The 17,519-nt window shown below is 39.5% G+C and carries 17 protein-coding genes; 7 read left to right on the top strand and 10 right to left on the bottom strand.

The features are described from left to right. Positions 1 to 21 precede the first annotated feature (21 nt). From ACFSR6_RS10960 to rsgA, 9 genes are all read right to left on the bottom strand, one after another. On the bottom strand, positions 22 to 681 hold the full coding sequence (locus tag ACFSR6_RS10960) for an SGNH/GDSL hydrolase family protein (protein ID WP_379078604.1): 660 nt from the start codon (positions 679 to 681) through the stop codon (positions 22 to 24). Between the two features lie 3 nt (positions 682 to 684). Further along, positions 685 to 2,265 carry a serine hydrolase gene (locus tag ACFSR6_RS10955; RefSeq protein WP_379078602.1) on the bottom strand — a complete coding sequence of 527 codons (1,581 nt, stop codon included), beginning with the start codon at positions 2,263 to 2,265 and terminating at the stop codon, positions 685 to 687. A gap of 202 nt (positions 2,266 to 2,467) precedes the next feature. Beyond that, a complete protein-coding gene (locus tag ACFSR6_RS10950; protein ID WP_379078600.1) occupies positions 2,468 to 3,409 on the bottom strand; it encodes a hypothetical protein in 942 nt (313 codons plus the stop codon). 113 nt (positions 3,410 to 3,522) lie between these two features. After that, entirely contained in the window at positions 3,523 to 4,707 is a 1,185-nt protein-coding gene (locus tag ACFSR6_RS10945; RefSeq protein ID WP_379078598.1) for a M20 metallopeptidase family protein, read from the bottom strand. Then, a complete protein-coding gene (locus tag ACFSR6_RS10940) occupies positions 4,694 to 5,137 on the bottom strand; it encodes an SPOR domain-containing protein (RefSeq protein ID WP_379078596.1) in 444 nt (147 codons plus the stop codon). The genes ACFSR6_RS10945 and ACFSR6_RS10940 overlap by 14 nt, the downstream gene beginning before the upstream one ends. Positions 5,138 to 5,466: 329 nt before the next feature. Beyond that, a complete protein-coding gene (locus ACFSR6_RS10935) occupies positions 5,467 to 8,943 on the bottom strand; it encodes a preprotein translocase subunit SecA (protein ID WP_379078594.1) in 3,477 nt (1,158 codons plus the stop codon). A gap of 134 nt (positions 8,944 to 9,077) precedes the next feature. Next, complete coding sequence (locus ACFSR6_RS10930) at positions 9,078 to 9,377, bottom strand: hypothetical protein (protein WP_379078592.1); 300 nt, start codon at positions 9,375 to 9,377, stop codon at positions 9,078 to 9,080. Positions 9,378 to 9,654: 277 nt separating this feature from the next. Then, complete coding sequence (locus ACFSR6_RS10925) at positions 9,655 to 10,608, bottom strand: Smr/MutS family protein (RefSeq protein WP_379078590.1); 954 nt, start codon at positions 10,606 to 10,608, stop codon at positions 9,655 to 9,657. 106 nt (positions 10,609 to 10,714) lie between these two features. Next, complete coding sequence (gene rsgA, locus ACFSR6_RS10920; RefSeq protein WP_379078588.1) at positions 10,715 to 11,635, bottom strand: ribosome small subunit-dependent GTPase A; 921 nt, start codon at positions 11,633 to 11,635, stop codon at positions 10,715 to 10,717. Between the two features lie 177 nt (positions 11,636 to 11,812). On the opposite strand from rsgA, the gene fumC reads away from it, so the two are divergent. The 7 genes from fumC (at position 11,813) to ACFSR6_RS10885 (ending at position 16,782) form a co-directional block, all read left to right on the top strand. Next, positions 11,813 to 13,210: a class II fumarate hydratase gene (gene fumC, locus ACFSR6_RS10915; RefSeq protein WP_379078586.1), complete on the top strand. Its 1,398-nt coding sequence runs from the start codon at positions 11,813 to 11,815 to the stop codon at positions 13,208 to 13,210. Positions 13,211 to 13,312: 102 nt separating this feature from the next. Further along, entirely contained in the window at positions 13,313 to 13,660 is a 348-nt protein-coding gene (locus ACFSR6_RS10910) for a hypothetical protein (protein WP_379078584.1), read from the top strand. 7 nt (positions 13,661 to 13,667) lie between these two features. Then, a complete protein-coding gene (locus ACFSR6_RS10905) occupies positions 13,668 to 14,183 on the top strand; it encodes a fumarate hydratase (RefSeq protein ID WP_379078582.1) in 516 nt (171 codons plus the stop codon). A gap of 2 nt (positions 14,184 to 14,185) precedes the next feature. Further along, the gene (locus ACFSR6_RS10900; protein WP_379078580.1) at positions 14,186 to 14,992 is read left to right on the top strand and encodes a S1/P1 nuclease; all 807 of its coding nucleotides are present in this window, start codon (positions 14,186 to 14,188) and stop codon (positions 14,990 to 14,992) included. Positions 14,993 to 15,116: 124 nt separating this feature from the next. Beyond that, positions 15,117 to 15,539, top strand: a complete 423-nt coding sequence (locus ACFSR6_RS10895; RefSeq protein ID WP_379078578.1) for a hypothetical protein — start codon at positions 15,117 to 15,119, stop codon at positions 15,537 to 15,539. Between the two features lies 1 nt (position 15,540). Next, complete coding sequence (locus ACFSR6_RS10890; RefSeq protein WP_379078576.1) at positions 15,541 to 15,975, top strand: low molecular weight protein-tyrosine-phosphatase; 435 nt, start codon at positions 15,541 to 15,543, stop codon at positions 15,973 to 15,975. 39 nt (positions 15,976 to 16,014) lie between these two features. After that, the gene (locus tag ACFSR6_RS10885) at positions 16,015 to 16,782 is read left to right on the top strand and encodes a ThuA domain-containing protein (RefSeq protein ID WP_379078574.1); all 768 of its coding nucleotides are present in this window, start codon (positions 16,015 to 16,017) and stop codon (positions 16,780 to 16,782) included. 52 nt (positions 16,783 to 16,834) lie between these two features. On the opposite strand, the gene ACFSR6_RS10880 is transcribed toward ACFSR6_RS10885, so the two are convergent. Further along, a complete protein-coding gene (locus tag ACFSR6_RS10880; protein WP_379078572.1) occupies positions 16,835 to 17,503 on the bottom strand; it encodes a hypothetical protein in 669 nt (222 codons plus the stop codon). Between the last annotated feature and the right edge of the window lie 16 nt (positions 17,504 to 17,519).

Below are 17,519 nucleotides of genomic sequence, written 5' to 3'. Positions count from 1 at the left end.
CGAACTTTGTGGTTAAAAAATCTACTTCACTAAAGGCAATAGCTGATCGGCCACCAATTTATTCCCTGTTTCATTTAAGTGAACCCTATCAACAGTTAAAATGCCTTTTTCTTTATCTTCCGGATTATTTTTCGCCTCGTATTCGGCAAAAATTTTCCTTAAATCGCATACAGGAAGATTATTTTTTACGGCCAGTGCTCTAATCCCTTCAGCGTATTTATTCAAATCGGCATCCAATTCATTGGTACCGTCTTTTTTCTCGCCAACAACAGATGGGGTAACCAATACTACTTTACTGCCCACACCTTGAATTTTATTGATCAAAGCCTGATAAAATTTTAAATATTTATCATAATCTGTTCCGGTATGAGAGGATTGTTTATGCCACACATCATTAATACCTACATAAATTACCACCAAATCGGGCTTTTTGCTTAAAACATCATCTTCTAAACGCAGGTAAAGATCGTATACCTTATTCCCGCCTATGCCCGCACCAATTATATCGTATTTGGTAGAGTCGAGTGATTTTTTGATCAGGGTTACATATCCGTTTTTGGAAACACCCTGTTGGGTAATCGAATCGCCGAAAAAGATAATCCGTTTTGGTTTAAATGTCATTGATGTTAATACAATTAGGAAAAAGCTTAGTAAAATACCCGTTTTTATTATTGTTTTCATTGCTTATAATTGGTTAGATTTTTTTTCTGTCTTTTTAAAATCCAGGTCCTGAAAGTCGAAACTGAAATCGGTTAATGGGGAAATCGCTTCGATTTTAAAACCGTTGGCCTGGGCATTGTTATCTAAAGCAAAATTAACAAATGCATCGGCATCCAAACTCCTGTCATACCACTTTACAATAAAAGTATTCCCCTTATAATATGTCATATCGCCTTTCAGCTTTGGTGAATTTTTTGCCTGAAAGTGCATTTTGCCATTTACTTCGCTAATAGTTACTTCACCAAACCAGGCATCGCGAAAAGTGCCATAGTAATTTTTGTTATCGGGCTTTGCAAGCGAGAGCTTTTGCTGTGCTGCAATATCACTCCAAACTTTTGCTACTATTTCATCTGCCTGCTTTTCATTCCGAAGCCTGTTATCATTATAGGTTTTAATTCGGTCCTGCCCGGTAATCCCTAAATATCCATCTTTAATTGAATTGGTAATGGCATTAAATGCAGCACCTGATTGCTGGTTGGTTAACACAATTATGCCCAGCTTAAGGCCGGGAAGAATAGTAACCTGCGTTACAATACCCGATAAACCTCCGGTATGTGTGGCTTGAAAGTTGCCGTTAACACTGCTCAGAAACCAGCCCAAACCATAGCTGCTAAAGGATGCCGGATTACCGCCCGCTATAATGGTCTGCGGCGTCCATAACTCCTTTGCTACTGCCGGGCTGAACAGTTTTTTATCAAGGGCTTCTCCATATTTACCCTCATTTATCATGGCCATTACCCACTTGCTCATATCGGTAACGTTCGAATAAATTCCTCCTGCTGCATTGGCAATCTCACCAAAGCTTAAACCTACCGGAAGCAATTTACCCTGGTATGGTGCATGACCATCGATTACATTCGATTTATCTTTTAAGCGATACCATGAAGCAGCAGTTTTAGTCATTCCTAAAGGCCTGATAATCCTGCTTTCGATAAAATCTTCATAAGTAATACCCGAAACCCTTGCCACCACTTCGCCTGCAACAATGTACATTAAATTATCATAGTCGTATTTGGTACGGAATGAGGAAACCGGCTTTAAGTAGCGAAGGTTATGGATCAACTGCTTTTTATCGACCGTTGATGAATCCGGCCAGATCATTAAATCTCCGGCACCAAGACCTAAACCGCTACGGTGTGTAAGCAAATCGCGGATGGTAAATTCGCTGGTTACATAGGCATCGTACATTTTAAACTCTGGGATTACATCTGTAACTTTTGTGTCCCAGGTAATTTTTTTCTCATCAACCAGCATACCCAAGGAAGCTGCGGTGAAGGCTTTTGTATTAGATGCCACACCAAAAAGGGTATTTTCATCGACCTTTTTATTGGTCTTGATAGAACTTACACCATAACCTTTTAAATGGACTATTTTACCATCTTTGATTACTGAAACCGCAATGCCGGGAACATTAAAGGTGCTTAATGTTTTTCCTACTACGCTATCGATCTGTTTTGAGCTAAGCACCTGTGCATGTGTATTACTGCACAAAAACAACGATAAAGCAATTGATATTTTAAATCGTAAGGAAGAAAAGAGTTGCATTTTTATCGGTTTAAATAATCGTTTAAAGATACTAACCAAAGTCCATTAATATTTATTGATAATGACTAATTTTTATCTCCATACCCAACCGCAATCGTTATCCTGCCCCTGAATATTCGGGATCAACATCTTTCTTATGAAATAGACCCTGAAATAAATTCAGGGTAACAGTTCTGGATATTAATATAATTAACTGAATCCCTTATTTGTCTTTTTCGAGTTTGTAATCTTTGTGTACAATTAAAAAGCTTGCCCGTTCTTCTTTCTTGAAAGGGTAGTCCCAGTTACCCTGATAGGTTATTTTAGTAGGCAATTTATCATCACCAAAATAACCCATTTCGATATTCATCTGCACATCAAAATCGAAAAGCAGGTTACTGTATTTCATATCGATATACCGTCCAAGTATATTAAAATTCCGTTTATCAAAAATAGTTACCAATTCCTTAATCATAATCCCATCTTTTGTCCACTTACTTAAATCAGGCTTGACCGAAACCCTGAAACGGTAAACGGGAATAGAATCCAGGTAAGTACCGCTAGTGAAACCATAATCATAATACTGGCGCATGTTGGCCGAAAATATTTCTGTTTTACTGCCAATAAACGGAACCTTTACCGGCCTGCCCGGATTAAAAACCAGCGTTTTTAACTTGTCTTTGTAACTTTCGTTTGTTCCGCCTTTTCCATCGGGTTTTGGTGCATTTGGAACAAAATCGGTATTGTATGAATTCATAAAAATGTAATCGAACATTTCTACGGTGTATAATTGATATTTCCCGTTCTTTTTATAAATTTTTCCGGTATCCTGTTTTACCAGATACTCCATTTTGTAAGGCCCGCTATTATTATGCCTTATTTTACGGTATATCTTTCCATCAACCCGGTTCTTTTTATCATAACTATAAATCCTGTTTTCGGCAATGAAGGTATAGCGTTTCATATCCCTGAACGACTGATAAAAAGAAGTATCGTACATTACCTTCCTGATAAAAGTCTCTACATTCAGTTTTTCGGCCTTGATATTTACCGTAGAATCTAGCGTAATGGTTTTAATGGTGTCCGGATTAAAACGTTTAATCTCCTGTGCAAAACCATTATAAAAGAGCGAAGTAAACAGTAAAAACAAAAATATCTTTTTCATGGAAGAAAGTATGTAAAATGGAAGATGGGTAATAGATCATGTAAGATGGAAAATGGATGATGTAGTTAAAACTCCTCCATCATCCGCATTACATTTTTACATCCTACCTGTCTCTAATTTCCTAGTTGTTTTAACGCAATATAAGCCATTAACCCGGTCGAGATTTTCAGGGCATCCTCATCCACGTCAAATCTTGGGGTATGTACTGAATATTGTGTGTCTTTAGCTGCATTCCCTGTACCTAAACGATAAAAACAAGCATCTGTTACCTGCGAGTAGAAAGAAAAATCTTCGGCCGCCATCCAGATATCTAAATCCACTACATTTTCTTTGCCTAAAAACTCTTCGGCAAATGCCCTTGCGTTAGCAGTTAATTTTTCTTCATTGATCAAAAAAGGATAACCTCTATGAATATCGAAATTGCAGCTTCCCCCCATGCTCTCGGCAATACCTTCGGCCATTTTTTTCATGCGTTTATGGGCTTCGTCTCTCCACTCCTCATCCAGGGTCCTGAATGTGCCTTCAATTTTTACTTCATTGGGGATAATGTTGGTTGCCCCGTTGGCAATTACTTTACCAAAAGATAAAACTGAAGGGATGCGCGGATCGGCATTACGGCTCACCACCTGCTGCAGGGCAATGATGATATGCGAAGCAATTAAAACCGGATCGATATTTTGGTGCGGCTGTGCGCCATGTCCGCCTTTACCGGTTACGGTAACATATAGTTCATCTGTAGAAGCCATATAAATACCCGAACGGAAACCTACTTTACCGGCATCGATCAAAGGCATTACATGCTGACCAACAATATGCTGAGGTTTCGGATTCTCAAGCACACCTTCTTTGATCATGATACTTGCTCCGCCAGGCAGCAGTTCTTCGGCAGGTTGAAATATCAGTTTTACTGTTCCGCCAAAATCATCTTTCAACTGGTTTAAGATATATGCCGTTCCTAAAAGAGAAGAAGTGTGCACATCATGACCGCATGCATGCATTACACCATGATTTTTAGAACGGTAAGGTTTATCATTTGCTTCGTGGATAGGCAAAGCGTCCATATCGGCACGTAAGGCAATTACCTTATCGGATGGTAAATTTCCTTTAATTAAACCCACTACACCTGTATTGGCACAATCGGTATATTCGATTCCCCATTTTTTTAGTTTATCCTTGATGAATAACGAGGTTTCAAATTCTTTGAAAGACAATTCAGGGTTGGCATGGATATGTTGACGATAGCCTACTACATCATTAAAAATGTGGGCGGCCAGTTCCTGTACTTTATTTTTGATCATTGGTTGTTGTGGTATCTAAAGTTGGTGCATTGATTTTCTCCCTAAAAATGAATAATGTAGGGAAAGCTGGTCTGAGTTCGTTGATGAGGCGCTGGGCCTCCAGGCGGGTCCTGAAATCGCCCACCCGAACATAATAATTAGGTTCTTTATAGGTAAGATAAGTATTTAACTGGGGGTAAAGCCCTTTAAAACGGGCTTGCTCATTAAACACCTCACGCCGGTCTGACCCATAAAAAATCTGCACCCGGTAGCCGTAAGCAGAAACTATGGGTTTGCCCGGTTTTACCTCGCCAGAGGTTTTATAAACTTCGAGGCGTTTGGCAATTAAACTATCAATTAAAGGATCTTTTATAACCGTTACCTCTCCCCTTTGTGCAAAAGCAGTAATGGTAAGGAATAAGCACAATATAAAAGTTATTGTTGTTTTCATCAGCAAAATAATTGGCATTTGGTGAGCAGTATGTCCTCTCATTTCTTCTTAACAAGAAAAATGCCGAAACCGTTACAAAAATCGGCATTCTTTATGGGTTAAGCAAATAGTTATTATTTGGAAGAAAATCTCGCGGTACCTAAGGGTTGGAATCCTTTGTTTCTGTAATCTTGTAGAAATCAGAGCCCATTCTCAAACGGATCTTTTAAGTACCTAAGGTTACTGATTTTTTTACGCCGATCGAAACTGCGTCTTACTCGTTATGAAGAAAGGTAACAAAAAAGCCCCAACCATTTTGGTCGGGGCTTGATATATTATAGATATGCTAATTATAAGTTAGCGCCGTGGCAGTTTTTGAATTTTTTACCGCTACCGCATGGGCAAGGCTCATTTCTTCCTACAGTTGCTTCCTTACGGATAGGCTGTTGTGGAACAGCCTCGCGTGTATCGCCAAACCCGATGCCCGGTTCTTCCCTACCGAACTCTTGTTTAGTAGTCTGTAACTTTGGCTGCTTTACCGGTGCCGGTGCTTCTCTTACCTGATCAGGCTCTTGCTGAACAGGGATACCACCTTTGTATAAGAAACTTACCACTTCTTTATTAACAACATTAAGCATGTTTTTAAATAAGTTGAAGGCCTCCATTTTATAAATTACCAATGGATCTTTCTGCTCATATACCGCATTCTGAACCGATTGTTTCAAATCGTCCATTTCGCGTAAATGCTCTTTCCAGCTATCGTCGATAAGGGCTAATACAATGGTTTTTTCGAATGCACGAACTACCTCTTTACCTTTATTATCGATAGCTTTCTTTAGATCAACAGCAACCTGTATACCACGGATACCATCTGTAAACGGTACTACAATCTGCTCGATATGCGATCCGCGTTCTTCGTAAACCTGGGTTAAAACAGGTAAAGATTGCTGAATGATGGCCTCTGATTTACGTGCATAAAATGCTTCAGCTTCTTCGAACAGCTTTTCGGTTAGCTGCGGGATACTGGTTGACGTAAATTCTTTTTCAGTGATGGCTGTATCTAAAGAGAAATTTTTAATCACCTCCAGTTTAAAGCCATCAAAATTAGCTTCCTGTTTGTATTCGGTTACAATATCTTCGGCAACATCGAAAACCATGTTGTTCATATCCACATCCAAGCGTTCGCCGAATAAAGCATTTTTACGTTTTGCATAAATTACGGTCCGCTGCGAGTTCATCACATCATCGTACTCCAATAAACGTTTACGGATACCAAAGTTGTTTTCTTCTACTTTTTTCTGTGCACGTTCTATAGATTTGGTAATCATTGAATGCTGGATTACTTCTCCATCTTCGATCCCCATGCGTACCATGATGCTCGAAATACGCTCTGAGCCAAACAAACGCATTAAATTGTCTTCCAGAGAAACGAAGAACTGAGATGAACCCGGATCGCCCTGACGACCTGCACGACCGCGCAACTGCCTGTCTACACGACGTGATTCGTGACGCTCGGTACCTACAATGGCCAAACCTCCAGCTTCTTTAACACCCGGGCCCAACTTAATATCGGTACCACGACCAGCCATGTTGGTTGCGATGGTTACCGTTCCAGCCTGACCAGCTTCAGCAACGATATCGGCCTCTTTCTGGTGCATTTTAGCGTTCAATACGTTGTGTTTAATTCCACGTAGCTTAAGCATACGGCTCAACAACTCAGAAATCTCTACAGAGGTAGTACCCACCAATACCGGACGGCCTGCTTTTGGCTGCAGTTGTCCTGTTTCAGGATTAACTGCCGGAATTAAAGCACCTTTAGCATCTAATTTTGGTACAGCCCTGCCAATTTGATCGTATTTAACAACCGGTTTGCCATCTTTTTGCTTTACATTACCATCTTTATCTGTTTCATATTCTGTTTCGTAATGAGAATATGGGAAAACAAGGTATTGTATCTCTGCAGCAACAGCATTATATTTTTCTCGAACGGTACGGTAAACATAATCTTGCTCGTCAATCCTCGAAATGTTTCTGTTCGTAGGAATTTCTACCACATCCAGTTTGTAGATCGACCAAAACTCACCAGCCTCTGTGGTTGCAGTACCCGTCATACCGCAAAGTTTGTGGTACATACGGAAATAGTTTTGCAAGGTTACAGTTGCATAAGTTTGGGTAGCATCCTCAACTTTTACATTTTCTTTTGCTTCAATTGCCTGGTGTAAACCATCAGAGTAACGGCGACCATCCATAATACGACCGGTCTGCTCATCTACAATTTTAATTTTTCCTTCGTCGATGATGTATTCTACATCGATTTCGAACAAAGTATAGGCTTTTAATAACTGGTTAACCGAGTGGATACGTTCTGCTTTAACAGAATAATCGCGCATTAAAGCATCTTTTTGAATCACCTTTTCTTCTAAAGGAAGATCAGATTTTTCAAGTTCTGCAATTTCGGTACCTACATCAGGTAATACGAAGAAATGTGGATCTTCTCCCGATTGGGTAATCAGTTCGATACCTTTTTCGGTTAATTCTACCTGGTTATTCTTTTCATCAATGTAGAAGTACAATTCGGAATCTACCTTAGGCATGTTCTTAGATTGATCTGCCATGTAGTAGTTTTCTGTTTTCAATAGCAGGCCACGGATACCGCTCTCACTCAAAAACTTGATTAAAGCTTTGTTTTTTGGCAAACCACGGTATGCACGCAATAATGCCAAACCACCTTCACCTTCTTCGGTTCCGCTGTTGCCGGCATTGATCAATTTTTTAGCCTCGTTCAAAGCCTGGGTTACATAAGCTTTTTGTGCGTTAACCAAACGCTCAATACGTGGTTTCAATTCATAAAACTCATGCTCATCTCCACGTGGGATCGGGCCGGAAATAATTAAGGGGGTACGGGCATCATCGATCAAAACCGAATCGACCTCATCCACCATCGCAAAATGCAATTTGCGTTGCACCAATTGATCAGGTGTTTGCGACATATTGTCACGCAGGTAATCAAACCCGAACTCATTATTGGTTCCGTAAGTAATATCTGCGGCGTAAGCCTTTCTTCTTTCTTCCGAGTTTGGTTCGTGTTTATCGATACAATCAACCGTTAAACCATGGAACTCGAATAACGGGCCATTCCACTCACTATCACGGCGTGCAAGGTAGTCATTCACCGTAACGATGTGTACACCCTGTCCGGCCAAGGCATTTAAATAAGCCGGCAGTGTACTCACAAGGGTTTTACCCTCACCGGTAGCCATCTCGGCAATTTTACCACTATGCAATACAATACCACCAATTAACTGTACATCGTAATGTACCATGTTCCAGTTTACCTCGTTTCCGGCAGCATCCCATTTATTGGCCCACTGTGCCTTATCGCCAACAATTTTTACATTGTTTTTGCGCGCAGCGTAATCCCTGTCAAACTGGGTTGCAGTAACTTCTAAATAATCGTTTTCGCTTAAACGGCGTGAAGTTTCTTTAATTACAGCAAAAGCCTCCGGAAGGATTTCCGATAATACTTTTTCTAATTCTGCATCACGGTCTTTACCCAAGGCATCAACCTGATCGTAAATAGCTGTTTTCTGGTGAAGATCCAGGCTTTCGTTCTCTGCATCGGCTTTTAAAGCTGCAATTTTTTCATCGATCCCGGCTAAAAAACTAGAAATCCTTTCTTTAAATTCGATGGTTTTACCACGTAACTCATCGTTGCTTAGGGCAGACAGTTTACTGTAGTGCTCATTAATTTTAGTAACAATTGGCTGAATAGCCTTTATATCTCTTTCTGATTTACTTCCGAAAATCTTCGCTAAAAATCCTAACATTATATTTTAAATCGTATTTATTTATTAAAAAATGGTGTGCTTACAACAACCAAGCCACTGTCAGTATTAAGTCAGTTTGGCAGTTGTTGGTATAAAATGGGGCTTAAATCTTAAAAGATTTTTAACAAAACGAACTAGGGACTGTTGTTTTTCGGTTTCTTGCGGATCGTTAAATCAGTGATTACCTGATTTACACTTACATATTTTACTACCTTTAATTGAGGTTGGGTTCCAATTAAAGCTAGACGTGTGTACGATAACAAATAAGGGTTACGCTGTTCGTTGAACTGATTAACACTTTTATCAGACGCATTAGCACTGATTTTATACTCGTTACAATATTCGTTCAATATCCTTAGCCCTTCAACACGTTCGGCTTTTGCCAAATGTGTTAAACTAAAAAATACAAGAGATATGGTAACCAGGTGTTTCATTAATAGCGGCAAAGCTAGTTTTAATCTTTTATAAAAAGAAATTACAGCGCAGCAAAAAGTGTTCCTTAATTTTCCCGTCATTCTAAACGCAATGAAGAATCTGGCCCCATGGATGTCGAACCCAAAAAACTTGCACTTGCGATTATTGAAGTATAGTACTGACAAAACAATACAACATTCTTCATCACATTTGGGATGATAATAAAGTTAATTCGTTACGCAGTTAGGTATTATCAGAGTATGTTAAAAAAAATGATTCAGTGTAAGATGGCTATTATTACTTAAAAACTACCTCTGTAGCGCCATATCCAAATTTTTCTTTTCTGGCATCCATATAAGTTTTAATATGCGGATTTTTACTAATCAGTTTATGGATCTTATCGCGTAAAGTACCATTTCCTGAGCCATGGATAAAAATCATCTTATCGAAATGATGCACTATCGCTGCATCAAGTGCATTCTGAAAATGTGTGAGCTGAATCTGCAAAATTTCGCCAGCTTCTAAAAAGTGGTGGTCATCACGTAATTTTTCAATGTGCAAATCTACCTCCTTTGCAGGCGCTTCGACTATTTTCTTTTCATCGGCCGATTTAAAAAAACTTTCTTTTAATTTTTGCGCATCGATGGTTACCGGTACCAGGTCATCTAAACGAACCAGCCAACCCTTGTTTCTAAGATTAGGCAATTCTTTCTGTTCGGTACTAAAATCTTTTGCCCTGAACTTCTTGCGGATCACCAATGGGTCTACAGGTTTAGCATCGGCTAGCCCCACCAACAAAACCTGAAAGGTAAACTCTGGCCAAAGCTCCAGATCGGCTAAAGATGCCGCATACACCAGTGCCAGCGAATAAGGTTGTATAATGCCATGAAAGGCATTCGCATATTTTCCCTTTCTTTCGGTAGTCAGGTTCAGCAATAAAGTATTGGGCGATTGGTTCTGCACATGCAAATGAACCACATTACCTGCTTTATCATCAGTTGCTGCAGCTACATAAATACCATTTTCTATTTTAGTAACGCCGGGTACATTAACCTGAATCGGCTTAGGCACATCAACCTCTTCGGCTATTACACCATGGCCATGTACAGATGTTAAGTTACTCACCGCAACCGGAATTTCAAAACCATCTTCATCCGTTACTCCCAAGGTTTGGGCATCGATAATGCGGGTTACATAGCCCTCGCGTTTTTCATCAACAAAACGCACAAAATCTCCCAGTTTAAATTTCATCTCTTTATTTTTTAAGAAGGTTTTTAATATAATTCGTTATTTAATTAAGAGGTGTTTCTATCGCATTCCATAGCTTGGAACTTTGAACTTCCAACTCCTGACTTAACTAATGCCTGGTATCGTTTCCGTGATAAATACTCAGGTAACTTTCGTATCTTGAGATGGCGATTTCGCCTTCATTAACCGCTTCAATAACAGCACAACCCGGTTCGTTTACGTGACGGCAATTGTTAAAACGGCAATTGTGCGAAGTTTCGAAAATCTCCCTGAAAAAATGCCCCAGTTCCTCTTTTTCGATATCGATCACCCCTAATTCACGGATGCCTGGCGTATCTACAATAAAACCACCTTGTGGCAATTCGAACATTTCGGCAAAGGTTGTGGTATGTTGCCCTTTATCACTCCAGTCAGAAACCTCTCCCGTTCTTAAATCACGATCAGGCAATAAGGCATTAATCAGGCTCGATTTACCTACACCGGAATGACCTGAAATTAAGGTAATTTTATTGGTAATCAGTTCCTGGATCACAGGGATATTAATTCCTTTTAAGGCCGAAACTTCATAACAGGCATAGCCGATATTTTCGTAGATATTTTTAAACTCCTGTAAAATCTCCAAGCCCTCCTTGCTGAACAGGTCGAGTTTATTGAATACTAAAACTGCAGGTACATCGTAAGCTTCGGCGGTGACCAAAAACCGGTCTATAAATCCCAAAGAGGTACGCGGCGAAGCTAAAGTAACCACCAGAATGGCCATATCTAAATTCGCAGCCAGGATCTGGGCCTGCTTACTCAGGTTGATCGACTTGCGGATAATATAGTTTTTACGGGGCAGCATTTCATTGATTAAACCCTGATTGCTATCACGCTCGAACTCAAACTTCACCCTGTCGCCCACTGCAATAGGGTTGGTTGTTTTAAGTCCTTTAATCCTGAATTTCCCTACAATCCGGCAATCATAACGTTCGCCATTATCGGCCAGAACACTGTACCAGCTTCCTGTAGATTTGATAACTAATCCCTGCATATTTGCAGTAAAGGTATGAATATGATTCCATTGGTAGAAGTGGCCCTGGTGGATAAAAGTTTGTGCTTTAACCAGTACCTTCCTCCTATATTCTTGCTATCTACCAAATATCTTACATAAATACAACGCTTTAAAAGGCAAAAAACCTAAATTTGCCACAACAAAAATCAAAATATAATGAGTTTCAGAATAGAACACGATACCATGGGCGAGGTGCAGGTACCTGCCGACAAATACTGGGGTGCACAAACCGAACGCTCACGCAATAACTTTAAAATCGGTCCAGAAGGTTCGATGCCTAAAGAAATTATCCATGCTTTTGGTTACCTGAAAAAAGCAGCGGCACTGGCCAATAATGAGCTTGGTGTATTATCGGCTGATAAAGCTGAACTTATTGCCAAAGCTTGTGATGAAATTATTGCAGGTCAGCTTGATGATCAGTTTCCACTGGTAATCTGGCAAACCGGTTCGGGTACGCAAAGTAACATGAACGGAAATGAGGTAATTGCAAACCGTGCACATGTTATTAATGGTGGTGCACTGGCTGATGATAAAAAAGTTCTTCACCCTAATGATGATGTAAACAAATCACAATCATCAAACGATACCTATCCAACTGCAATGCACATTGCAGCCTATAAATTAACTGTAGAAAATACCATTCCGGGTTTAACTCATTTAAGAAATGCTTTGGCTAAAAAAGCTGAAGAATTTGCCGGAATTACCAAAACCGGCCGTACCCACTTTATGGATGCTACGCCATTAACCTTGGGGCAAGAATTTTCGGGTTACGTACAACAGATCGATAACAGCATAAGGGCTATTAAAAATGCCTTAGTAATGGTTGCCGAACTGGCTTTGGGTGGTACTGCTGTTGGTACAGGCTTAAATACACCTAAAGGATATGATGTTTTAGTAGCTAAAAAAATTGCCGATTTAACAGGCTTACCTTTCGTTACAGCTCCAAATAAATTTGAAGCATTGGCAGCACATGATGCAATGGTTGAACTTTCTGGCGCTTTAAAACGTACAGCTGTTGCTTTAATGAAAGTAGCTAATGATGTAAGGATGTTAAGCTCTGGTCCGCGTTGTGGTATTGGCGAAATCATTATTCCTGATAATGAACCGGGATCATCAATTATGCCGGGTAAAGTTAACCCAACCCAGCCTGAGGCTTTAACCATGGTTTGTGCCCAGGTAATCGGCAACGATGTTGCTGTTTCAGTAGGTGGCATGTCAGGTCATTTCGAACTGAACGTTTTTAAACCATTAATTGCCGCTAATGTGTTGCAATCAGCACGTTTAATCGGCGATGCCTGCGTTTCTTTCACGGATAAATGTGCGGAAGGAATTACCGCCAACTTACCTGAAATTGAAAAACACCTACAGAATTCGTTAATGCTGGTTACTGCATTAAACCCACATGTAGGTTACGAAAACGCAGCAAAAATTGCAAAAAAAGCACATAAAGAAAATAAAACTTTAAAAGCTGCAGCAGTAGAACTGGGTTTACTAACAGCCGAGCAGTTTGATGAGTGGGTGCGTCCTGAAGATATGGTTGGCAGCCTAAAATAAGCCAACAATTAAACCGCTAAGTTGCCGGCAACTTAGCGGTTAATATAAAATACCAGCTTTGAGTTAGGTTCAGATCAAAACATTAAATAAATAACAGACCATATGGAGCCAATAATTGTTACAATGATCAGCATGGTATCTATTATAGCCCCATGCATTGTACTTGGCGCATGTTGTTATTTTTTAACCAAGAAAGCAACTACTGAGGCTATTTTAATGACTATTGGGGCAGGCACTGGTCTAATTATTCACTTAATTTACCTTTTAATGCCTATTTTAATGAGCTACAAAAATGTGCCCTACAGTAATATTTCTAAGTATTATACTGTAATTGGCATTTTTAACTTCATTTCAAGCCTATGCTTTGCTATTGGTTTTTTAATATTGATCATCAACACAGTTAAAAAGAATAAGATTGTTAAGGATGAGTTCCCTAAAAGCATCGATTAACCATACAATGAACAAATTGCATCCTGGCTCAAGAATTTTCTACATTATTCTTTTAGCATTACCCATTTTACACCTAGCTTGTAGTCCGCGACCAAATATCCAGGGCAAGGGCGAAGACTTTATGCAGGGTGTTTGGAACGAAGATTCGGTTGCTTTTAGCAATAAGCTGAGCAACTATACCCAGCATCACTTTAAATTTACCTGCGATTCGGTCTATATCGACATGGTTACCCACAGCAAAGTAAACCTTTACGAAGATTCGTGCTACAAAAACGGTATCTGGAAAGAGTATGCCAAGGGTGTTTATGTGGTAAGAGGCGATACATTATTTGTTGGGGCTACTTTTACACATGCCAATTACAAACAAAAAATATCAGGTTGCTACCGCACCGGTAGATATGAAAAGAATTTCCTGATCAAAAAACATGCTGCCGATACCTTATCTTTAGAAAGTTTAAGCGATCAGCGCGAAATCAAATTAATCCTCAAACAAAAGATTACCTGCGTACAAAAAGAATTATAAAAATGATTTTAACATCGATTAAAAAGAAAATAACCACTGCCATTGCAGTTGGTTTTTTGGCTTATTTACCCATGCAGGCAAATGCCTGGGGTATCATTGGCCACCGTGTGGTTGGAGAAATTGCCGATAGTTATCTAAAGGCAAAAACGCGTAAAGCCATTAAAGATATTTTAGGCTATGAAAGTCTGGCCATGTGTGCCAATTGGGGCGATTTTATCAAATCAGACTCGACCTACAATTATATGTACAACTGGCATTTTGTTAATCTACCGGCAGGATTGAATAAAGATGGTGTTTACAACTTTTTGGAAACAGAAAAATCTCCTAACCTTTACAATAAAATACCTGAACTGATTGCCGTTTTAAAGAAAACCAGCAGTACCGCTGATGAAAAAAAACTGGCTTTACGTATGCTGGTGCATTTAGCAGGCGATTTATGTCAGCCGATGCATGTTGCGCGTAAAGAAGATTTAGGTGGAAACCGTATTCCGGTACTGTGGTTCAACGAAAAGTCAAATCTGCACAGAGTATGGGATGAGCAGTTGATTGAATACCAACAGTTAAGCTATACCGAATATACAAAAGCCATTAACCATGCTTCGGCCATACAGCTTTATAACTGGCAGAATACAAATTTGAAAGATTGTATTTACGAATCGTATACGATCTGCAATAAAATTTACGATACTGCCAAGCCTGATTCGAAATTAAGCTACCGTTATAATTTCGATTGGATTGATACCCTTAACAACCAACTTTTAAAGGGAGGAGTACGCCTGGCAAAAATGCTGAACGATATTTACGGATAAATAATCTTGTTATTATTATTCAATGCCCTAATGCTATTTAGCTTAGGGCATTTTTTTTGGCAGGTGTAACACATCAACAATGAGATCCGTTTAATGTAAAATAAACCAAACCAATTATAAACCAATGAAAAAATTATTACTTATTTTAACCGTTTGCCTAGCATTTGGCTGCAAAAAAAACCTGGACGAAACACTAACCAAAAAAGACTGGCGCATCGAGTCGGCTACGGTAAAACCGGCGATGACGATTGGCAAAAAAACAAGTACAAACTATCTCGAACTGATGGGACCATCGAGTTGTGTGAGCAACTCCATAATGTCTTTTTCATCGGAAGGAACTTACTTTTGGAGCTCAAACGGAGCACTTTGTGATCTCTTATCCGACACAAGCGTTAAGACCTGGAAAAGAGAAGGCGATCAGATTTTTTTATCGGATATGCCAAAATATCCGATGACATTAAAAGGTGATAGGCTCATCCAAACCACTTCAAGCACAACAACAGACGGAATTATTTATACATTTGTTTTTGTATATAAATCCAAATAAATTGAAAATATTAATGGTTTGCCTCGGCAACATCTGCCGTTCGCCACTTGCCGAAGGCATTATGCAGCACCTGGCAGATGAAAAACAATTAAACTGGGAAATTGCTTCAGCAGGAACAGGTAACTGGCACATTGGCCAAGCACCAGACTACCGTAGTATTGCAGCAGCCAAAGCAATGGGTTACGATATTAGTAAACAGCGTGCGCAACAGTTTAAGCACTCCATGTTTGCCGATTACGACCTTATTTTGGTTATGGACCGTAATAATTTAGCTGATGTTATGAGTCTTGCTAAAAGTGATGAAGAGCGGAAAAAAGTTAAACTTTTTCTTGATAACGACGAAGTTACAGATCCATATTGGGATAATACGCTATTTAGCCCTGTTTGCAGGCAGGTTGAAAAAAGATGTATGGAAATTATCAAACAACTTTCTTAAATTTAGCACTTACAATTGAAAATCCTAACCAAGTTAAAAATGAAAAAATACTTATCCCTGTGTTTATTAATCGCAACTATTTTTTTATTCCAGGCCTTTACCAATGCAAAAAAACCGGCTAAGGTTTTGGTTTTTTCCAAAACAAAAGGTTTTAGACACAATTCTATCGAAACCGGGAAAGAAATCATCCAAAAACTGGGCAAAGAGCATCACTTTGATGTAGACACCACCGAAAATGCTGATCTATTCACTGAAAATAACCTTAAAAATTATTCAGCTGTCATCTTTCTAAGTACAACAGGCGATGTACTCGATAACAAACAGCAAATTGCTTTCGAAAGGTACATCCAGGCAGGAGGAGGTTATGTGGGTATCCACGCTGCAACCGATACCGAATACGATTGGCCCTGGTATGGCAAATTGGCTGGAGCTTATTTCATCAGTCACCCGGCCGTACAGGAAGCTAAATTTATCATTAAAGACAAAAAACACCCTTCTACCCAATTCTTTACCGATTCTGTTTGGATGAGAAAAGATGAGCTTTACAACTTTAAAAATATCAACCCTGATATTAAAGTGCTCATCACTTTAGATGAGAAATCATATAACGGGGGGAAAAACGGCGATTTTCACCCTTTTAGCTGGTACCATAACTTTGATGGCGGCAGGGCATTTTACACCTGCATGGGCCACACCAAAGAAGGTTGGGCCGAAGATAAATTTCAGAAACATTTATGGGGAGGCATTGAATATGCCATCGGCAAACAGAAAAACCTGGATTACAGCAAAGCCCATTCAAAATTTTAATAGCGCGTTGAGCTTGTTGAATCTCCGTCAGCAAGCTCAATGTTAATTACATCTATACTTTCTTATCGTTCACTAAATAAATATAGTTGAGCATACAGAAAGATGCTATTGCCCCGAAAGTATGCCATAGAAAATGCGTACCCATACTTAATATCCCCCATTTATCCACTATGCGGAAAGTAAGTGCAAATATGAATGCAATTAATGCAAAACCTACCCATTTGCCATTTCTCCATTCGGTTTTGATCAGGTAGCCAAACACAGGGAATAAAACCAGTGCAGCCATAAAAGCATAGTTGATATTGATAAAAACCTGAAAATCACCACGGCTAAAAAGACTTCTTATATAAAACTGGAAAAAAGCATAAACTGCTACAATCAGTATCGCGAAATACCACTTGGTAAGCTTCGACAGGAAATAAATACCGGCCGAAAGGCAGAGGAGCATAATCGGCATCCAATCCATCATGATAAAAATAGGCCAGCGCCTTAATCCATGATAGGTGGTACCGCCAATACCACCAATATAAAGTAATATCAGGGCAATGCTCAAAAAATTATGCTGTTTAAATTTCCCCCAAACCCTTATGGTCCAGTAAACGGCAATGGCCAGGAAAAAGCAGCTTGTTATCGTGTTGAAAGGTTCAGGAAACAGCTGATTCAAATTGGTCTCTGTGTACAGGATACCTCCATCTGGAGGGTTTTGGATAAAAGCGCCCATGAATAAATAACGCAGG

It is taken from the genome of Pedobacter vanadiisoli, from assembly GCF_042684385.1.
Lineage (GTDB): Bacteria > Bacteroidota > Bacteroidia > Sphingobacteriales > Sphingobacteriaceae > Pedobacter > Pedobacter vanadiisoli.
This window is presented reverse-complemented; position numbering and strand designations above follow the sequence as displayed.